This is a genomic window from Kribbella sp. CA-294648, assembly GCF_050943845.1.
GTDB lineage: Bacteria > Actinomycetota > Actinomycetes > Propionibacteriales > Kribbellaceae > Kribbella.
In genome coordinates this window covers 4671056-4687089 of sequence record NZ_CP191981.1, presented here as the reverse complement: position 1 = coordinate 4687089, position 16034 = coordinate 4671056, and the positions used below count along the sequence as shown (strand labels likewise).

Sequence of the window (16034 nt, the reverse complement as noted above, 5' to 3'; positions counted from 1 at the left end):
TATCTATGAGGGCAATCGATGACCTCGGAGACGTGGCCGGCCTGCGGGTGCTGGTGCGCTCCGACCTGAACGTGCCGATCAAGGGCGACCAGATCGGCGACGACGGCCGCATCCGGGCCAGCCTGCCGACCCTGCTGAAGCTGGCCAAGGCCGGCGCCAAGGTGATCGTGACCGCCCACCTCGGCCGGCCCAAGGGCAAGCCGAACCCGGAGTTCACGCTGGCGCCGGTCGCCAAGCGCCTGGGCGAGCTGCTGGAGCCCGAGGGCGTCAAGGTGCGGTTCGCCACCGACGTGACCGGTGACAGCGCCCAGGAGGCCGTCCAGGAGCTCGACGAGGGCGAGGTACTGCTGCTCGAGAACGTCCGGTACGACGCCCGCGAGGAGAGCAAGGACGAGGCCGAGCGCGGCGCGCTGGCCGAGGAGCTCGCCGGTCTGGCCGACGTGTTCGTCAGCGACGGCTTCGGTGTCGTGCACCGCAAGCAGGCCAGCGTGTACGACGTGGCCGGCAAGCTCCCGCACGCGGCCGGTGGGCTCGTGCTCGCCGAGGTCGAAGTACTGAAGAAGCTGACCGAGGAGCCGGCCCGCCCGTACGTCGTAGTACTGGGTGGCGCCAAGGTTTCGGACAAGCTCGCCGTGATCGACAACCTGCTGGCCAAGGCGGACAAGCTGCTGATCGGTGGCGGCATGGTGTTCACCTTCCTGAAGGCGCAGGGCCACGAGGTCGGCAAGAGCCTGCTCGAGGAAGACCAGCTGGACGCGGTCCGGGGCTACCTGGAGGACGCGAAGGCCAAGGGTGTCGAGATCGTGCTGCCGACCGACATCGTGGTCGCGCCCGAGTTCAAGGCCGACTCACCGGCCACGGTGGTCGCCGCGGACGCGATTCCCGCCGACCAGCTCGGCCTGGACATCGGCCCGGACTCCGGCAAGGCCTTCGCCGCCGAGATCGCCGCGGCGAAGACGGTGTTCTGGAACGGCCCGATGGGCGTCTTCGAGATGGCGGCGTTCGCCGGTGGAACCAAGGCCGTCGCGCAGGCGTTGACCGAGGTGGACGGGCTCAGCGTGGTCGGCGGCGGCGACTCGGCTGCCGCGGTACGGCAGCTGGGCTTCGCCGACGACCAGTTCGGGCACATCTCGACCGGCGGCGGTGCGTCGCTGGAATACCTGGAGGGCAAGGAGCTCCCGGGTCTTGCTGTTCTGGAAGAGGAGTAACAAGGAATGGCTGGCTCTGAGGTTCCGGCTGCCCGTACGCCGTTGATGGCGGGCAACTGGAAGATGAATGTGAACCACGTCGAGGCCGTGCACCTGCTGCAGAAGCTGAGCTGGACGCTGCAGGACAAGAAGCACGACTTCGAGCGGGTCGAGGTCGCCGTACTGCCGCCGTTCACCGACATCCGCAGCGTGCAGACGCTGGTCGACGGTGACCGGATGAAGATCGTCTACGGCGCGCAGGACATCTCCGTGCACGACGACGGCGCGTACACCGGGGAGATCTCCGCGGCGATGCTGTCCAAGCTCGGCTGCAGCTACGTGCTCGCGGGTCACTCCGAGCGCCGGCAGTACCACGGCGAGGACGACGCCACGGTCAACGCGAAGGCGACCAAGGCGCTGGCGGCCGGGATCGTCCCGATCGTCTGCGTGGGCGAGGGCCTGGAGGTCCGCAAGGCCGGCGAGCACGTCGAGTACACGCTGGCCCAGCTCGACGGCGCACTGGCCGGGCTGAAGCCGGACGACGTCCGCAAGGTCGTCATCGCCTACGAACCGGTCTGGGCGATCGGGACCGGCGAGGTCGCGACTCCCGAGGACGCGCAGGAGGTCTGCGCCGCGATCCGGGGCCGGCTGGAGGAGATTTCACCGTCGGTGGCCGACTCGGTACGGATTCTTTACGGGGGATCGGTGAAGATGGCCAGCGCAGGTGGCATCATGGCCCAGCCGGATGTCGACGGCTGCCTGGTGGGCGGAGCAAGCCTCAAGGTGGACGAGTTCGCCGGTATCTGCCGTTACCTTGACCTTCAGTTAGGCTACTCCTCGTGATTCTCGCTTTCTCGATCGTCGTGATCCTCTGCAGCCTGATCCTCACGCTGCTCGTGCTGCTGCACAAAGGCCGCGGTGGTGGCCTTTCCGACCTGTTCGGCGGCGGTGTCTCGTCCAGCATGGGCGGGTCGTCGGTGGCCGAACGGAACCTGGACCGGATCACGATCGGCGTAGGCCTGATCTGGTTCGCTGCCATCGTCGGGCTCGGCCTGCTGTACAAGCTCGGCTGAGAGGGGAGTAGCTCCCGTGGCTGGTGGTGGCAGTGCAATTCGTGGCAGCCGGGTCGGTGCCGGACCGATGGGCGAGGCGGAGCGCGGCGACACCGCGCCCCGTCAGCGGGTCGTCTTCTTCTGTGCCAATGGGCACGAGACGGCGACCGTGTTCGCGGTCGAGGCAGCGGTACCGGAGGCATGGGACTGTCCGAGGTGTGGTCTGCCGACCAGCACCGACGTCAACAACCCTCCGCCGCCCACCAAGATCGAGCCGTACAAGACCCATCTCGCGTACGTGAAGGAACGCCGCAGCGAGCAGGAAGCCGCGGAGATCCTCGACGAGGCGCTGCAGAAGCTGCGCGCCCGCCGAGCGCGCGGCGAGATCATCTTCTAGTTCGCAGCACTGCCGACCCGGCCCGAGCTGATCACCATCAGCCCGGGCCGGCTCGCGTCGTGAACCTCAGCCTCTCAGGGGTCAACCCCTCAGCGGCGGGGTTGCCTGCTCAGAATCTGGCTGGGCAACCCGTCCTCTCAGGGGTTAGCCCCTCATAGGGCGGCCGAAGAGTTCGTTGAGTTCGGCCTGGGGGATCTGGTTCATTGCGAAGGTGATGGTGCCTTCGGTCTGTAGCTCCTCGGCTGCGGTGCGGATGAAGGCCAGAGCAGCGCGGGCGATGCTGCCGCCCAGACTGATGCGCTGAACTCCGGCGGCGAACAGGTCGTGAGTGGTGAGAGCGCTCGAGCCGAGGCCCATCACCACGTTGACCGCGCCGTCGATCTCCTTGACCAGCGTCGCGATGGCGTCGAGGTCGTTCACGCCGGGCACGTAGAGACAATCGGCGCCGGCTTCGCGGTACAGGTTGGCGCGCTGGATCGAGTCTGCCAGTGGGGTCGGCGATGCCAGGAGTTGCCCGTCCGTCCGGGCTGTCAGGACGAAGTCGGGACCGGCCGCCTCGCGGGCTGCCTTGATGCGTTCGACGGACAGCGCTTCGTCGTACAGGCTGCGGCCGTCGTAGTCCTCGATGTTGCCGCCGGCCAGGCCTGCCTCGCGGGCCAGCCGGATCGTTTCGGCGACGGCCTCGGGTCGGGCGCCGTACCCGTCCTCGAGATCCCCGCTCACCGGTACGCCGGACGCTTCGGCGATCTGCTGGATGCGTTCGAACATCTGCTCGCGGGACACCGCCGGAGCCCCGTCGGGCAGGGTGTGGTCGCCCTTGCCGAGCGAGAAGGCGATGCCCGCACTCGTGGTCGCGATCGCCGGGAAACCGGCTTCGGCCAGCAGCACGGCGCTGCCCGCATCCCAGGCGTTGGGCATCACGAAGCCGGTTTTCGCGTTGTGCAGTTCACGAAACGTCGTCATGACCGCCATCGTGCCACCGGCACGGTTCGGCCTTCCCCGAACTGTCAGAGCCCCGAACTGTCAGAGCTTCGAGACTGTCACAGCTTCGAGGAGGCGGCCTCGTCGAGAAGCCACAGCGTGCGGTCGATGCCGGTCGGCACCGCTGCAGGCAGGTCGCTGGTCCCGGACAACGCATCAGCGACCGCGTCTGCCTTGTCCTCACCGGACACGACGAACCAGGTCTCTCGCGCGTTCGCCAGCGCCGGGAACGTCAGCGACACCCGGGTCGGCGGCGGCTTGGGGGAGTCGTGCACTGCGACCGTCGAGGTGTCCACGACCATCCGCGCCGGGTTGTCCGGGAACAGCGAAGCCACATGCCCGTCCGGCCCGACACCGAGCATCAGTACGTCGAAAGCCGGTACGCCGTCGCCGAAGGCGGGTCCGTTGGCCTCGCCGTCGACCGCGCCGTCTCTCGGACCGGCTGCCGCCGCCAGCGTCTCGGCGTACGCCGCCGCGGCCGCCTCCGCGCCCTGACCGGTGTCGGCAGGCATCGCGTGCACCAGAGCCGGGTCAACGTCCACGTGGGACAGCAGGGCGTCCCACGCCTGGGTGGCGTTGCGTTCCGGGTCACCCTCGGGGAGGAACCGCTCGTCGCCCCACCAGAACTCGACCCGGCGCCAGTCGATCGCGCTCCGGGCAGGGGACTCCGCCACTGCCCGGTAGACGACCGCCGCGACCCGGCCGCCGGTCAGGACGACCTGCGCGACCCGGCCGCTGCTCTGTACGTCGACGAGCTTGGTGATGAGCCTGGCCGCGACGGCGTGGGCCAGGCCCTCGGCGTCGCGGTTGATCAGGATCGACCGGGGCGGTGGGGTGGGCGCAGCCTCGGTCATGAGCGCCCGGCCACCCTCTTGCTCGTACCCGTCTTGGCGGTCGTCTTCTTGGCCGCTGCCTTCTTCGCCGGCGCCGCCTGCTTGGCCGCACCCGCCTTGCGCGCGGACTTGGCCGCCGCGCTGGTCTTCGCCGGAACCGCTTTCTTGGCCGTGGCCTTCTTCGCAGCCGGCTTCTTGGCCGCCGACTTCCGGCCGGCCCCGGCAGCCTTTGCCTCGAGCGCTGACGAAGCTGCCTTGCCCGCGACACTCGCAGTACGGCTGGCTGCCTTCTCGGCCGCGCTCTGGACGGACCGCCGGTCAGCCTCGCTCACAATCTTGGCCGAATCGGGCATCTTCTCCCGCTTGACCATGCACGCCAGCGTCTGCGCGTACACGTCGTCCGGGTCGAGCCGTCGCAGCTCCTCGCTCAGCAGCTCGGAAGTGTTGCGCCGCTTCAGCGCCACCGGCCGGTCAGGCTGACCAGGGATGCTGAACGTCGCCACCGAACCGTCCGGCCGCGTCAACGAGATCGGACCGGCCGGAGTGAACATCCGTACCGCGGTGATGCCCGGCCCCCGCGACACCCGCTGCTCAACCGGTACGCCGAGCCGGCACTGCAGCCAGGCGGCCATGAGATCCGCACTCGCGTTGCCCTTGGCCGACACCACCTCGGCGCCGCTGACCTTCGTGGGGTACTGGTCGAGTGCCGCTGCCATCAGCGCACGCCACGGCGTCAGCCGCGACCAGGCGAAGTCCGTGTCGCCCGGCGCATAGCCCTCGGCCCGTGCCGTGAAGTCCACAGCACCCCTACGGCCAGCAGCCGCGTCGGTGACCCGGCGGCGACCCAATGCGCCCAGCGGGTCTTCGTTCGGCACTGCAGGGCCGCCACCCGGCCACCAGACGATGACGGGGGAGTCCGGCAGCAGCAGCGGAGTGATGACGGACTCAGGGACCTTGGCGAGCTCACCGTGCAGCCGCAGCAGCACCGCCTCGCCCGGAATCCCTTCACCGACCCGTACTTCGGCGTCCAGCCCACCCGTTCCGCGGCCGGGACGCAGGATCGCCACCAGCACCCGCGAGGGGTGCTCGCGGCCGGCCTCGTTCGCCGCCTTCATCGCGTCGTGGTGGGACGCCTCGTCGACCACCACCACGACCGTGCCGACCATGCCCATCGCCGGCGAACCGGCGTTGCGGCGGGCCCTGAGCAACGCCGACGCGATCTCGCTGGACGTCGTACCGGTGAGGTCGATGATCATGGCCGCCTCCAGGCGCGTCCGTCGCGGGCGAGCATCGCGTGGGCGGAGTCCGGGCCCCAGGCGCCGGACGCGTACTGCTCGGGCTTGCCGTGCTCGGCCCAGTAGTTGATCACCGGGTCGAGGATCTTCCAGCCCAGCTCCACCTCGGTGTGCTGCGGGAACAGCGGCGGGTCGCCGAGCAGCACGTCCAGGATCAGCCGCTCGTAGGCCTCCGGCGACGACTCGGTGAACGAGCCGCCGTAGGCGAAGTCCATGTTGACGTCGCGGATCTCCATCATCGTGCCGGGCACTTTGGCGCCGAACCGCATCGTGATGCCCTCATCGGGCTGGATCCGCATCACCAGGGCGTTCTGGCCGAGTTCCTCGGTTTCGGTCTTGGTGAACGGCAGGTGCGGCGCGCGCTTGAACATCACGGCCACCTCGGTGACCCGGCGGCCGAGCCGCTTGCCGGTCCGCAGGTAGAACGGGACGCCGGCCCAGCGGCGGGTGTCCACGTCGACCCGCAGCGCGGCGAAGGTCTCCGTCGCGGAGTCCTGCGGGATGCCGTCCTCCTGCAGGTAGCCCTTCACCTTGGTGCCGCCTGCCCAGCCGGCGGCGTACTGGCCGCGGGCGGTGTGCAGGTCGAGGCGCTCGGGCAGCTTGACGGCCGCCAGCACCTTCTTCTTCTCCTGCCGCAGCGACCACGCGTCGAAGCTGACCGGCTCCTCCATCGCGATCAGCGCGAGCAACTGGAGCAGGTGGTTCTGGATCACGTCACGGGCGGCGCCGATGCCGTCGTAGTACCCGGCGCGGCCACCGATGCCGATGTCCTCGGCCATCGTGATCTGCACGTGGTCGACGTAGTGGCTGTTCCAGACCGGCTCGAACATGGCGTTGGCGAACCGCAGCGCCAGCATGTTCTGGACGGTCTCCTTGCCCAGGTAGTGGTCGATCCGGAAGACCGCCTCGGGCGGGAAGACCGACTCGACCACGCGGTTCAGTTCCCGCGCGCTCTTCAGGTCGTGCCCGAACGGCTTCTCGATCACCACCCGGCGCCACGACCCGGGGGTCTCCTTGGTCAGCCCGTGCTCGTTGAGCTGCTGGACGACCTGCGGGAACAGCCCCGGCGGGATGGACAGGTAGAACGCGTGGTTGCCACCGGTACCGCGGTTGACGTCGAGCTCGTCGACGGTCTCCCGCAACTTCTTGAACGCCTCGTCGTCGGTCAGGTCACCCGGCACGAACCGGAAGCCCTCGGCCAGCTGCTGCCAGACCTCCTCCCGGAACGGCGTCCGGGCATGCTCCTTGACCGAGTCGTGCACGATCTGAGCGAAGTCCTGGTTGCTGAAGTCCCGCCGGGCAAACCCGACCAGCGCGAACCCAGGCGGCAACAACCCCCGGTTGGCCAGGTCGTACACCGCCGGCATCAACTTCTTACGAGCCAGATCCCCGGTCACCCCGAAAATCACCAGACTGCAAGGCCCGGCGATCCTGGGGAGCCGACGGTCCTGAGGATCCCGCAACGGGTTGACCGGCTGAGCCGAATCCTCGTAGAGCTCGGTCATGAGGCCTCCCGGCCTTGAGCGATGAGGGGAGGGCGCCCGGTCATCGGGCCTCCCGATCTGGACTGAGGAGCGGAGGGAGCGAAGCGACCGCAGCGACGAGGGAAGATCGGGAGTTGAGCCCGATGACCCGCCGAGCCGGAGGCGAGGCCAAAAGCACAGTCATGCGCCGCTTTCCTCCGATTTGTCTGTTGCGTTGAGTAGGGAGATCAGTTGCTCTACGCCGGTGGCAGGGTCCGTCAGGTGCAGGCGCAGTACTGGGCGGCCTCGGTCAGCTAGGACGCCGGCGTCGCCTGCGGCCTGGGCCGAGATGAGAGTGCCGAACGTGAACGGGCGGTCGGGGATCTCCACATCGGTGGACTCCGACGTCGTGATCTGCAGGAACACTCCCTGCGGGTGGCCGCCCTTGTGGTACTGGCCGGTCGAGTGCAGGAACCGCGGTCCCCAGCCGAAGGTGACCGGGCGTCCGGTGCGGCTCGCCAGGGCGGGCCGGATAGCGTGCAGGTTCTCGTCGCGCTCGGAGTCCAGGTACGCCATGACGGCGAGGTAGCCGTCCTCGTCCAGCTGGCTGAGCAGCGCGTTGAGAGCACCCTCGACCGTGTCGACACCGTCCAGCAGACCGTCGGTGCCACGGACCTCCACAGCACCGTCGACGAAGGCAGCTTCCTCCGGCTCGGGCTGCGCGTCCAGCAGACCGCGTGCAGCCTGCTTGGCGCTCTCGACGTCCGGCTGGTCGAACGGGTTGATCCCCAGCAGGTAGCCGGCCACAGCAGTGGCCGTCTCCCACAGCAGGAGCTGCCCGCCCAGCGAGCCGGTGGTGACAACAGTCGGCGTACCGGAAGCGACAGAGGCTGCACTGGTGTCGGCAGCCAGCAGAGCGTGGACCAGATCACCAGCGCCGCTGTGCAGCTCGGGAGCGTGCCCGCCCTTCACAGCAACAGGCAGTACGCCGGTGCCGTTCTTGCCGGTGCTCTCGGCGATCAGCTGCTCGGCCCAGTCGGGGAAGCCCACGATGGACGAGCCGCCGGCCGCAATGATGGCCTTGTCGCGACCGGGGCTGCCGGCCAGGACAGCGGCGAGGATGAGCGCGGGGTTGTCCGCACTGTCCTCCTGCAGCTGCGGTGCTGCCTCAGCGGCCTGGTCCAGCAGCTCAGCCACATCAGCACCGGCGAGCGCCGACGGCACCAGGCCGAAGGCGGTCAGCGCGCTGTAGCGACCGCCGACATTCGGGTCGGCGAGGAAGGTCTTGCGGTACCCCTCGTCCTCCGACAGCTTCTGGAACGGCGAACCCGGGTCGGTGACGACGACGATCCGGGACGCGGGGTCGATCCCGGCGTCGTTGAACGCCTTCACGAAGGCGCGCCGCTGGCTGTCCGTCTCGACCGTGCCACCCGACTTGCTGGACACCACGACGACCGTGCGCTGCAGGTCACCGGCCAGCGCCCGGGCGATCACGTTCGGGTTGGTGGAGTCGAGCACGACGAGCTCCACACCCGCAGTACGGGTGATGACCTCGGGTGCCAGAGACGAGCCGCCCATGCCGCAGAGCACGATCCGGTCCAGACGCTCGGACCGGAGGTCGGCCTGCAGCGCCTCGATCTCGGCCAGCAGCGGCCGGGACGTGTCGTGCAGGTCGACCCAGTTCAGCCGGATGGCCGACTCGGACTCCGCCTCGGGACCCCACGTGGTGGCGTCCTTGGCGGCGATCCGGGAGGCGACCTTCTCCTCGACCAGCCGGTCGAGGACCTCGCGCCAGCCTTCGCCGTACGCGGTGACAGTGAGTGCGTCGGTCACTTGGCGGCCGCCTTCAGCGCGCCGGTGACGGTGTCCTGCAGCTCGGTCCAGGAGACCTCGAACTTGCTGACACCCTCGTCCTCGAGCACCTGGACGACCTCGTCGTACGAGATGCCCAGCTTCTCCAGGTCGGCGATCACCTTGCGGTCCGCGTCGTAGTCGCCGCGGACCGTGTCGCCACGGACCTCGCCGCTCTCCGCGAACGCATCGATCGTTGCCTGCGGCATCGTGTTCACCACACCGGAGGTGATCAGCTCCTCGACGTACATGGTGTTCTTGTACGCCGGGTCCTTCACTCCCGTGGACGCCCAGAGCGGGCGCTGCGGCTTGGCGCCGGCGGTCTCGAGCTGGCGCCAGCGGTCCGAGGCGAAGATCTCCTCGTACGCCTCGAAGGCCAGCCGCGCGTTGGCGATCGCGGCCTTGCCCTTCAGGGCCTTCGCCTCATCGGTGCCGATGGCATCGAGTCGCTTGTCCACCTCGGTGTCGACCCGGCTGACGAAGAACGACGCCACGCTGCCGAGCTTGGTCACGTCGTGACCGTTGTCGATCGCCTTCTCCACGCCGGTCAGGAACGCGTCGACGACGGCCTTGTACCGGTCGAGGGAGAAGATCAGCGTCACGTTCACGCTGATCCCGGCGGCCAGCGTCTCGGCGATCGCCGGGATGCCTTCCCTGGTCGCCGGGATCTTGACGAACACGTTCTCCCGGCCGACGGTCTCCCACAGCTCCTTGGCCTGGGCGATCGTCTGCTCGGTGTCGCGGGCCAAGCCGGGCTCGACCTCGATCGAGACCCGGCCGTCGACGCCGTCGGTGTCGTCGTACACCGGCTTGAACAGATCGGCGGCGTCGCGGACGTCGTCGGTGGTGATCACCCGGATCGCCTGGTCGGTCGAGACGCCTTCGGCGGCCAGCCGGGTCACCTGCTCGGCGTACGCGTTCGCGTCGGAGATGGCCTTGGCGAAGATCGTCGGGTTGGTGGTCACCCCGCTGACGTGCTGGTCATGGATCAGGCTCTCCAGGCTGCCGCTGGTCAGCCGCTGCCGGGAGAGGTCGTCGAGCCAGATGGAAACGCCGGCGTCGGCGAGGTCTTTCAAACGATCGGTCATGTCCGAAGCCCTCCGAGATGTTCTGTTGTGGGTGTTCAGTTGCGTTCGTTGGTGGCGTCGGCGTCCGGGTCGGCGGCCACGCTCTCGTCGTCACCAGGACCGATCGGGCCGGCCGGGCGACGGCCCGCCGGTACCGCGGAGCCACCGATCTCGGCGGCCGCGGCGATGCTGTCCTTGGCGGCCTGTACGACGGCGCCGGTGGTGATCCCGAACTCGTCGTACAGCTTCTTGTAGTCGGCCGAGGCACCGAAGTGCTCCAGCGCGACGCTGCGGCCGGCGTCGCCGACCAGGTCACGCCAGCTCATCGCGATCCCGGCCTCGACCGAGACCCGCGCCTTGACCGCCGGCGGGATGACGTCGTTGCGGTAGGCATCGTCCTGCTCGTCGAACCACTCGCGCGAGACCATCGAGACGACCCGCGCCTGGATGCCTTCCTCGGCCAGCTGGGTGCGCGCCTCGACGGCGAGCTGGACCTCGGAGCCGGTGGCGATCAGCACGACGTCGGGGGTGCCGTTCTCGGCGTCGATCAGGGTGTAGCCACCCTTCTTGACGTTCTCCGTGGTCGCGAAGCCGTCGGTACCGCGGGGGAAGACCGGCACGTTCTGCCGGGTCAGCGCGAGACCGGCCGGGCGGTCGGTGTTCTCCAGGATCGCGGCCCAGGCGGCGGCGGTCTCGTTCGCGTCACCCGGACGGACGATGTCCAGGCCCGGGATCGCCCGCAGCGCGGTCAGGTGCTCGACCGGCTGGTGGGTCGGGCCGTCCTCGCCGAGGCCGATCGAGTCGTGCGTCCAGACGTACGTGACGGGCAGCTTCATCAGCGCGGCCAGCCGGACCGACGGGCGCATGTAGTCGCTGAAGACCAGGAAGGTGCCGCCGTACGGCCGGGTGCCGCCGTGCAGGGCGATGCCGTTCAGGACCGCGCCCATCGCGTGCTCGCGGATGCCGAAGTGCAGCACCCGTCCGTACTCGTTGCCCTGGAAGTCCTTGGTGGAGTGCTCGGCCGGGATGAACGACGGCTCACCCTTCGGGGTGGTGTTGTTCGAGCCGGCCAGGTCGGCCGAACCGCCCCAGAGCTCGGGCAGCACCGGCGCGAGCGCCGACAGCACGTCACCGGAGGCCGCGCGGGTGGCGACACCCTTGGCGTCCGCGTCCCACTTCGGCAGCTTGTCCAGCCAGCCGGCCGGCAGGTCGCGCTGCTGCAGCCGGTCGAACAGCTCGGCGCGCTCGGCCGAGTCGTTGCGCCAGGCGTCGTACTTCGTCGTCCACTCGTCCTGCAGGGCCTGGCCGCGCTCGATCGCCTGGCGGGTGTGCCCGATGACCTCGTCGGAGACCTCGAAGGTCTGCTCCGGGTCGAAGCCGAGGATCTTCTTGGTCGCGGCGACCTCTTCGGCGCCGGCGGCCGATCCGTGGATCTTGCCGGTGTTCTGCTTGTTCGGGGCCGGCCAGCCGATGATCGTGCGCAACCGGATGAAGGTCGGCTTGTCGGTGACGGCGCGACCGGCCTCGATCGCGTCGTACAGGGCCTGGACGTCTTCCTCGTACCCGGCGCCGCCGTTGGTCCAGTCGACGTGGTGGACGTCCCAGCCGTACGCCGCGTAGCGGGCGGCGACGTCCTCGGTGAACGCGATGTTGGTGTCGTCCTCGATGGAGATCTTGTTGTCGTCCCAGATCAGCGTGAGGTTGCCGAGCTGCTGGTGGCCGGCCAGCGACGAGGCCTCACCGGAGACGCCCTCCTGAAGGTCACCGTCGGAGGCGATCACGTAGATCTGGTGGTCGAAAAGGCTCTCACCCTTGGCCGTTTCCGGGTCGAACAGACCGCGCTCGCGGCGGGCGGCCATCGCCATCCCGACCGCGTTGCCGACGCCCTGGCCGAGCGGGCCGGTGGTGGTCTCGACACCCTTGGTGTGGCCGTGCTCCGGGTGACCCGGGGTCAGGCTGCCCCAGACGCGCAGCGACTGCAGGTCGTCCAGCTCGAGGCCGAAACCGGCCAGGTAGAGCTGGATGTAGAGGGTCAGGCTGGAGTGCCCGGCCGACAGCACGAACCGGTCGCGGCCGGCCCAGGTCGGGTCCGCCGGGTTGTGCCGCATCACCTTCTGGAACAGCAGGTACGCGGCGGGCGCGAGGCTCATCGCAGTACCGGGGTGGCCGTTGCCGACCTTCTCCACGGCGTCCAGCGCGAGGACCCGCACGGTGTCGACCGCGCGCTTGTCGAGCTCGGTCCAGTCAAGCTTGGGGCTGGTCTTCTCCGTCACGCCGGCGGCGCTCCTCTCGATGGCTGCGAACACTGCGTCTGCTCGGCATCCGAGGGGCCGGCCGGACCACACTGGTCCCACGCCGATCGCGCCCCGCGTCACCGTGAGCGAGCCTACCGCTCGCCCGTCCCGCGCCTTCCATACGTCCGCAACCGCAACCGGCATGTCGTTGTTCCCGACCGGTCCCGGGCGTCTGGCAGATCACATCGGGTACCCGTCCGGCGCCCTGTCATGCCCTGCGTTTCAGCCCGTGGTCACCGGCTTCCGCGGGCTGTCCGGCGCGCCGGTACGGGTGGGTGTGAACTGCTCCTACGAGGCGTCGTAGACTGTCGAACCGTCAGCGCCGGTCACCGGCGTCAACCCACTCAGTTCGAGGTGTTCGTGACGGCCGTCGACCCGCGTCCAGCCGCGACGACGTCGTACCCGGCGCCGCTGCCGATGGACCCATCCCTGGAGATGACCCGTCCGTCCGTGCGCGACGTGATCAAGGCGTACGTCGGTCTGACCAAGCCGCGCATCATCGAGCTTCTGCTGATCACCACGGTGCCGGTGATGTTCCTGGCCGCCGGGGGAGTCCCCGGCCTGGGCGTCGTCGCCGCCACCCTGCTCGGCGGCATCCTCGCGGCCGGCAGCGCGAACACGATCAACTGCGTGCTCGACCGCGACATCGACGAGCAGATGCGCCGGACCCGCCGCCGCCCGCTGCCCCGGCACGCGGTCAGCCCGCGCTCGGCGACGATCTTCGGCGTCGTCCTGGGCATCCTGGCGACGATCGAGCTGGGGCTGCTGGTCAACTGGCTGTCGTCGCTGCTCGCGCTGGCAGCGAACGCGTTCTACGTCTTCGGCTACACGATGGTCCTCAAGCGCCGCACGGTGCAGAACATCGTCTGGGGCGGCATCGCAGGGTGTTTCCCGACCCTGATCGGCTGGACCTCGGTCACCAACTCACTGGCATGGACCCCGCTGGTCCTCTTCGGCGTGGTGTTCTTCTGGACTCCACCGCACACGTGGGCACTGGCGATGCGGTACCGCGAGGACTACGCCTCGGTAGACGTCCCGATGCTCCCGGTAGTCGCCACCCCGGTCCAGACAGCCCGCCAGATCCTGGCGTACTCGATCGTCATGGTCATCACCTCCCTGGCCCTCTGGCCGATCGGCAACACCGGCTGGGTCTACCCCCTGGCCGCGGTAATCCTCGGCGCCGTCTTCCTCCGCGAGGCTTTCGCCCTCCTGGCCCGAGCCAACACCGGCGCCGACGGCCCAGCCCTCCGCCCCATGCGCCTGTTCCACTTCTCCAACATCTACCTGGCCCTCCTCTTCATCGCCGCCGCGATCGACCCCCTCCTGCGCTAGCACCACGGGACAAACACGGCGGTCTGGCAGGCGGCCTTGCGGCAGTTCTTCTCAACCGGTTTCAGAGGAGGCGGGTGTAGTGGCCTGGGTGCCCGAAAGGGCAGAGATCGTTGCTCTGTCGCCCCAGGTGTCCAGCGTGAACGACCGGTGCCAGGGCGTTTTCCCGTTGACCTGAACGGGTTGTGGTGTTGCCATGGAACGTCCATGGAGGGCGGCTCCATCCTGGGGGGACTGAGTCCTAGGGGGCAGTAGTGGGGGTACGAAGGACAGCACGTATTGCGGCGGTTTCGGCCGTTGCGTTGGTCAGCACGGTGCTGGTCGCCGGTCAGGCCGAGGGGTCTGGTGGGTACGGCGGCAGCCTGAAGCCCGTGGTGACCGGCTTGAACGGGCCGCGGGGGGTCGCGGCTCATGGGGCCAAGGTCGTCTACAGCGTGGGGGACGGCTCGGTGTACGAGGCGTGGGCCTATGGCACCAACAAGGGGATCAGGGAGCTCGGCACGGTTCCCGGTGGGTTCGCGCCGGCGATCGATACCGACCGCTGGGGTACGACGTACGCCTTGACGGGCGCCGGCGGTGAGCCGGGCCAGCCACTCCCGCCAGGGGGTGCGTCCTTGTTCAAGCTGCGGCCGGGCAAGGCACCGCTGAAGATCGCCGACATCGGCCAGTACCAACTGAAGGACCCGGACCCCTACAACGTGGAGGGACCGGCGACCGAGTCGAATCCGTTCGGCGTGGCCACGCTGCGTGACGGCTCGGTTCTGGTGGCCGATGCGGCGGGCAACGACCTGCTGCGCGTCTGGCCGAACGGCAAGATCAGGACCGTCGCCCGGCTCAAGCCGCGGGTCGTCAAGGCGCCGGCGAATCTCGGTGGCCAGCTGATGCCGGCTGAAGCGGTTTCCACCTCGGTGACCGTCGGATCGGACGGCCACTACTACGTGGGCGAACTCCGCGGCTTTCCCGCGACGCCTGGCACCTCGCAGATCTGGCGGATCAAGCCAGGCTCGATGAACGCGGTGTGCGACCCCGCCAAGCCGTACAAGGGCCACTGCCAGCGGTACGCCGACGGCTACACCTCGATCGTCGACCTGTCCGCCGGCAGGCACGGCAAGCTCGCCGTGGTCCAGCTGGCCAACATCGGCTGGCTGGCGTGGGAGATGAGTGGTCAGCCCACCGCCGTTGGCGGGCTCTTCCTCCAGTATCCGGGCAAGCACCACAAGGCCGGCTACAAGAAGGAACTTGCCCGAGGCAAGCTGCACCTGCCGGCCGGGACGGAGATCAACAAGTTCGGCCACGTCTTCGTCTCGTCACCGCTGTTCGGTCCCGGAGCGGTTTACCGGATCAGGTAGCGGGTGTGCCGCGTTCGCCGTACACGGCGGTGACCAAGGCGATCAGCAGTGCGGCGAAGAACATGTGGATCAGTACCAAGACCCATGGCAGGCCCGTGAAGTACTGAGTGAAGCCGACCGCACCTTGCACCAACTCTGCTGCCAGCAACCAGGCGGCGAGTTTGCGCAGGGTGCGGGAGGTTGCTGTCACGCGGGTGGCGATCACCAGGGCGATCGTGATGCCCAGCAAGGCGAACACGGCGTCGGCGTGCAGCTGGCTGATGACCGCCTCGTCGAAGCCGTTCCGACCTGTGTCCGGATCGCCCGAGTGCGGACCTGCTCCGGTGACCAAGGTGCCGAGGGCAACGGCCAGCCAGACTGCCACCACACAAGCGGTTGCGAGAGCGCGGACCACCGGAGGCGTGTGCGGATAGGGGCTCGTCCGGGACCGTCGCATCATCGCCACGGTCAGCGTGATGATGATCGGCGAGACCAGGAAGTGCGCTGAGACGATCCACGGGTTCAGCCCGGTCAGGACGCTGACCCCACCGATGATGGCCTGCAACGGGACACCCAGCGCGGCGGCGGTGGCGAGCCGGCGCAGGTCGGTACGCCGTGGCCGGTACCGCATCACCACCAGCCAGGTGCAGATCGCGACGGCCGCGACCACGAACCCGAGCATCCGGTTGCCGAACTCGATCGCGCCGTGCATCCCCAGCTCACCGTGCGGCACGTACGACGAGTCGGTGCACTGTGGCCAAGTCGGACAGCCCAGCCCGGACCCGGTCAACCGAACCAGCCCGCCGGTCACCACGATGCCGATGTTGACCGCGACGGAGGCCCAGCCCCAGCGCCGTACGGTGTCGAGGCTCGGCTCCGGCACCAGTCGCCAGAAGCCGCTGACAGGTTCGGTTGGCTGGGTGGGGGCGTCCGTGGTCACCGGCACACTCTAGAGAA

The 16034-nt window shown here is 68.9% G+C and carries 14 protein-coding genes; 6 read left to right on the top strand and 8 right to left on the bottom strand.

Features of this window, described 5'->3' with window-relative positions; genetic code table 11:
- Positions 1-5: 5 nt before the first annotated feature.
- The 4 genes from ACQPYM_RS22275 (at position 6) to ACQPYM_RS22260 (ending at position 2636) form a co-directional block, all read left to right on the top strand.
- Positions 6-1208, top strand: a complete 1203-nt coding sequence (locus ACQPYM_RS22275; protein WP_433002895.1) for a phosphoglycerate kinase — start codon at positions 6-8, stop codon at positions 1206-1208.
- A gap of 6 nt (positions 1209-1214) precedes the next feature.
- Positions 1215-2030 (top strand): triose-phosphate isomerase, encoded by an 816-nt coding sequence (gene tpiA, locus ACQPYM_RS22270; protein WP_433002892.1) that lies wholly within the window; start codon positions 1215-1217, stop codon positions 2028-2030.
- Complete coding sequence (gene secG / locus ACQPYM_RS22265) at positions 2027-2260, top strand: preprotein translocase subunit SecG (RefSeq protein WP_433002889.1); 234 nt, start codon at positions 2027-2029, stop codon at positions 2258-2260. The genes tpiA and secG overlap by 4 nt, the downstream gene beginning before the upstream one ends.
- 67 nt (positions 2261-2327) lie before the next feature.
- Positions 2328-2636, top strand: coding sequence for an RNA polymerase-binding protein RbpA (locus ACQPYM_RS22260; RefSeq protein WP_020384830.1), 309 nt, complete (start codon positions 2328-2330; stop codon positions 2634-2636).
- A 144-nt stretch (positions 2637-2780) separates the two neighbouring features.
- On the opposite strand, the gene ACQPYM_RS22255 is transcribed toward ACQPYM_RS22260, so the two are convergent.
- From ACQPYM_RS22255 to tkt, 7 genes are all read right to left on the bottom strand, one after another.
- Positions 2781-3599 (bottom strand): isocitrate lyase/PEP mutase family protein, encoded by an 819-nt coding sequence (locus ACQPYM_RS22255; protein WP_433002885.1) that lies wholly within the window; start codon positions 3597-3599, stop codon positions 2781-2783.
- Positions 3600-3676: 77 nt separating this feature from the next.
- Positions 3677-4471 (bottom strand): 6-phosphogluconolactonase, encoded by a 795-nt coding sequence (pgl, locus tag ACQPYM_RS22250; protein ID WP_433002882.1) that lies wholly within the window; start codon positions 4469-4471, stop codon positions 3677-3679.
- Complete coding sequence (locus ACQPYM_RS22245; protein WP_433002879.1) at positions 4468-5706, bottom strand: glucose-6-phosphate dehydrogenase assembly protein OpcA; 1239 nt, start codon at positions 5704-5706, stop codon at positions 4468-4470. Before ACQPYM_RS22245 ends, pgl begins: the two co-directional genes overlap by 4 nt.
- Complete coding sequence (gene zwf / locus ACQPYM_RS22240; protein ID WP_433002876.1) at positions 5703-7250, bottom strand: glucose-6-phosphate dehydrogenase; 1548 nt, start codon at positions 7248-7250, stop codon at positions 5703-5705. Before zwf ends, ACQPYM_RS22245 begins: the two co-directional genes overlap by 4 nt.
- Positions 7251-7409: 159 nt before the next feature.
- Positions 7410-9041, bottom strand: coding sequence for a glucose-6-phosphate isomerase (locus ACQPYM_RS22235; protein WP_433002873.1), 1632 nt, complete (start codon positions 9039-9041; stop codon positions 7410-7412).
- On the bottom strand, positions 9038-10147 hold the full coding sequence (gene tal / locus ACQPYM_RS22230) for a transaldolase (RefSeq protein ID WP_433002870.1): 1110 nt from the start codon (positions 10145-10147) through the stop codon (positions 9038-9040). Before tal ends, ACQPYM_RS22235 begins: the two co-directional genes overlap by 4 nt.
- 35 nt (positions 10148-10182) lie before the next feature.
- Positions 10183-12399 carry a transketolase gene (gene tkt / locus ACQPYM_RS22225; RefSeq protein WP_433002867.1) on the bottom strand — a complete coding sequence of 739 codons (2217 nt, stop codon included), beginning with the start codon at positions 12397-12399 and terminating at the stop codon, positions 10183-10185.
- 438 nt (positions 12400-12837) lie between these two features.
- Here tkt and ACQPYM_RS22220 point away from each other — a divergent pair, with 438 nt between their 5' ends.
- Positions 12838-13752: a heme o synthase gene (locus ACQPYM_RS22220; protein WP_433023357.1), complete on the top strand. Its 915-nt coding sequence runs from the start codon at positions 12838-12840 to the stop codon at positions 13750-13752.
- Between the two features lie 251 nt (positions 13753-14003).
- Entirely contained in the window at positions 14004-15098 is a 1095-nt protein-coding gene (locus ACQPYM_RS22215; protein ID WP_433002864.1) for a ScyD/ScyE family protein, read from the top strand.
- Here the strand turns inward: ACQPYM_RS22215 and ACQPYM_RS22210 are convergent.
- Entirely contained in the window at positions 15091-16017 is a 927-nt protein-coding gene (locus ACQPYM_RS22210; RefSeq protein WP_433002862.1) for a COX15/CtaA family protein, read from the bottom strand. The two genes, ACQPYM_RS22215 and ACQPYM_RS22210, sit on opposite strands and share 8 nt — an antisense overlap.
- Between the last annotated feature and the right edge of the window lie 17 nt (positions 16018-16034).

What these genes read in the sequence shown, in the direction of transcription:
- ACQPYM_RS22275 (WP_433002895.1), top strand. Translation starts at nt 6, where the DNA reads ATGAGGGCAATCGATGACCTCGGAGACGTGGCCGGCCTGCGGGTGCTG.
- tpiA (WP_433002892.1), top strand. Translation starts at nt 1,215, where the DNA reads ATGGCTGGCTCTGAGGTTCCGGCTGCCCGTACGCCGTTGATGGCGGGC.
- ACQPYM_RS22260 (WP_020384830.1), top strand. Translation starts at nt 2,328, where the DNA reads ATGGGCGAGGCGGAGCGCGGCGACACCGCGCCCCGTCAGCGGGTCGTC.
- ACQPYM_RS22255 (WP_433002885.1), bottom strand. Translation starts at nt 3,599, where the DNA reads ATGACGACGTTTCGTGAACTGCACAACGCGAAAACCGGCTTCGTGATG.
- pgl (WP_433002882.1), bottom strand. Translation starts at nt 4,471, where the DNA reads ATGACCGAGGCTGCGCCCACCCCACCGCCCCGGTCGATCCTGATCAAC.
- ACQPYM_RS22245 (WP_433002879.1), bottom strand. Translation starts at nt 5,706, where the DNA reads ATGATCATCGACCTCACCGGTACGACGTCCAGCGAGATCGCGTCGGCG.
- zwf (WP_433002876.1), bottom strand. Translation starts at nt 7,250, where the DNA reads ATGACCGAGCTCTACGAGGATTCGGCTCAGCCGGTCAACCCGTTGCGG.
- tal (WP_433002870.1), bottom strand. Translation starts at nt 10,147, where the DNA reads ATGACCGATCGTTTGAAAGACCTCGCCGACGCCGGCGTTTCCATCTGG.
- ACQPYM_RS22220 (WP_433023357.1), top strand. Translation starts at nt 12,838, where the DNA reads ATGGACCCATCCCTGGAGATGACCCGTCCGTCCGTGCGCGACGTGATC.